The organism is Propioniciclava sp. (genome assembly GCF_029977985.1).
In the GTDB taxonomy this organism is placed as follows: Bacteria; Actinomycetota; Actinomycetes; order Propionibacteriales; family Propionibacteriaceae; genus Propioniciclava.
On record NZ_JARKOT010000296.1, the window covers coordinates 1 to 2,487 of the forward strand.

General features: G+C 71.1%; 2 protein-coding genes and 1 pseudogene. All 3 read left to right on the forward strand.

From position 1 onward, the window contains the following. Positions 1–498 (forward strand): annotated as a pseudogene (locus Q1K57_RS15625) (4-(cytidine 5'-diphospho)-2-C-methyl-D-erythritol kinase); the annotation flags it as partial. A 68-nt stretch (positions 499–566) separates the two neighbouring features. Beyond that, positions 567–2,180 (forward strand): circularly permuted type 2 ATP-grasp protein, encoded by a 1,614-nt coding sequence (locus tag Q1K57_RS15630; protein ID WP_300084330.1) that lies wholly within the window; start codon positions 567–569, stop codon positions 2,178–2,180. After that, positions 2,174–2,487, forward strand: a 314-nt coding sequence (locus Q1K57_RS15635; protein WP_300084332.1) for an alpha-E domain-containing protein, incomplete at its 3' end; no start/stop codon positions are given. The genes Q1K57_RS15630 and Q1K57_RS15635, both read left to right, overlap by 7 nt.

A 2,487-nucleotide genomic window follows, 5' to 3' on the forward strand; every position in this document is an offset into this window, starting at 1 on the left:
GGCGCCGACGTGCCCTTCTCGCTGCACGGCATGACGGCGCTCGGCACCGGACGCGGCGACGAACTGGTCCCGGTGTTGAGCCGCGGCAGTTACCACTGGGTGCTCGCCCTGCCGGAGATCGAACTGTCGACACCGGCCGTCTTCCGCCGCTTCGACGCCCTGTTCCCGGACGCCCCCGCCGTGCCCCCGGCCGTCCCCGAGGAACTCCTCGAAGGTCTGGCCTGCGGCGACGTCCGGATGGTGGCGGCCCACCTCGTGAACGATCTGCAGGCCCCCGCGCTGGCGCTGGCGCCGCAGTTGGCCGACCTCCTCCACGCCGGCCGCGACCTGGGTGCGCTGGCCGGCATCGTCTCGGGGTCCGGGCCGACGTGCGCGTTCCTCTCCGCGAACGAGGACGCCGCCGTGCGGCTGTCGGTGGCCCTCAGCGGGCTCGGGTTGTGCAGAAGCGTGCGGAGGGCGTCCGGCCCGGCGCCCGGCGCCCGGCTGCACGCAGGCTGACGGGTCGGCGCCCGGCCCAAGACCGAAAAGTAACGCCCCCGTAATGCGCCCATCCCTAAAGTGACCCCATGGCGCTGTTCGACACCTACCCGCAGGGGCGCGCATGGGACGAGATGATCGACCGCGACGGCGGCCCGCGCTCTCCCTACGCGGTCATGTACGAGACGTTGAGCCGGCTCGGCCCGGAGCATCTGGCCCAACGCGCGGAGCAGTTGGCGCGCAGCTATGTGGACCAGGGGGTCACGTTCGACTACGCGGGTGAGGAACGCGCGTTCCCGCTCGACCTGGTGCCGCGGATCATCCCGGCGGAGGAGTGGGACGTGATCGACCGCGGCGTCCAGCAGCGCGTGCGCGCCCTGGAGGCCTTCCTCGACGACGTCTACATGCGGGAGTCGGCCCTGCCGCGGGTGGTGAGCGACGGCGTCCTGCCTTATGAGGTCATCGTGTCGAGCCACCATTTCCACCGGGCGGTGGCGGGCATCCGGCCGCACAACGGCGTCCGGGTGCACGTGTCGGGCATCGACCTGATCCGGGACGAGGAGGGAACCTTCCGCGTCCTGGAGGACAACGTGCGCGTGCCGTCGGGCGTCAGCTACGTCATCAGCAACCGGCGCGCGTTGACGAACACGTTCCCGGAGGCGTTCAGCCAGCTTCGGATCCGCCAGGTGCACGACTACCCGCGGATGCTGCTGCGGGCCCTGCGGGCGTCGGCGCCGGACGGCAACCCGAACCCGACGGTCGTCGTGATGACCCCGGGTGTGTACAACTCGGCCTACTTCGAGCACTCGCTGCTGGCGCGCATGATGGGCGTCGAGCTCGTCGAGGGCCGCGACCTCATCTGCACGGGCGGCACCGTCCGCATGCGGACGACGCGCGGCGACCAGCAGGTGGACGTCATCTACCGCCGCGTCGACGACGACTTCCTCGACCCGGTGCACTTCCGGCCCGACTCGCTGCTCGGCTGCCCCGGCCTCATCAATGCAGTGCGCGCCGGCCGCGTCACGATCGCGAACGCGGTGGGCAACGGGGTGGCCGACGACAAGCTGGTCTACAGCTACGTGCCGGACTTCATCCGGTTCTACCTCGATGAGGACCCGATCCTGCCCAACGTGGACACCTTCCGGTGCACCGAGCCGGCGCACCTCAGCCATGTGCTGGCGAACGTGGAGAAGATGGTCGTGAAGCCGGTCGATGGGTCGGGCGGCAAGGGGCTCGTCATCGGCGAGTACGCCGACCGGGCCACGCTCGACGAGCTGTGCGCCCGTCTCCGGCACGACCCGCGCGGCTGGATCGCGCAGCCGATCGTGCAGCTCTCGACCGTGCCCACGCTCATCGACGACGACCTGCGCCCGCGCCACGTCGACCTGCGGCCGTTCGCGGTGAATGACGGCGAGACGGTCACCGTCCTGCCGGGCGGGCTGACGCGCGTGGCCCTGCCCGAGGGCCAGCTTGTGGTGAACAGCTCCCAGGGTGGCGGGTCGAAGGACACGTGGGTGCTGGAGGGCCCGATGCCGGGCGACGCCGCCGCCGAAGAGGGTGCGGTGGGCACGAAGGAGGTCATCTTGATGACGCCGCCGGAGGTCTACACCGAGGGCCCGGTCCGCTCCGTGAAGGAGCAGACGAAGCAGCAGCAGCAGGCCGGCGCCCACGGCGTCCCGACGGAAGGGGTGGCGTCGTGCTGAGCCGCATCGCCGAGTCGCTGTTCTGGATCGGCCGCTACATCGAGCGCGTCGACGGCACCGCGCGGCTGGTCGACGTCGTCCGGCTGGAGCAGCTGGAGGGCACCTACGGCAGCGCCGACCAGTCCGTCGGGCACGTGCTCAGCGTGCTCGGCGGGGAACCGCCGGCCGAACACGTGAGCTACGTGCGCCTGCGCGAACGGCTCGTCTTCGACGCCGAGAACCTGAGTTCCATCACCGGATCGTGTAACGCGGCGCGCGACAACGCCCCCCGCGCCCGCGAGACCGAGTCGACCGATCTGGGGGAGGC

Excerpts from the sequence above, each read along its gene's own strand:
- Q1K57_RS15630 (WP_300084330.1), top strand. The coding sequence starts at position 567 with ATGGCGCTGTTCGACACCTACCCGCAGGGGCGCGCATGGGACGAGATG.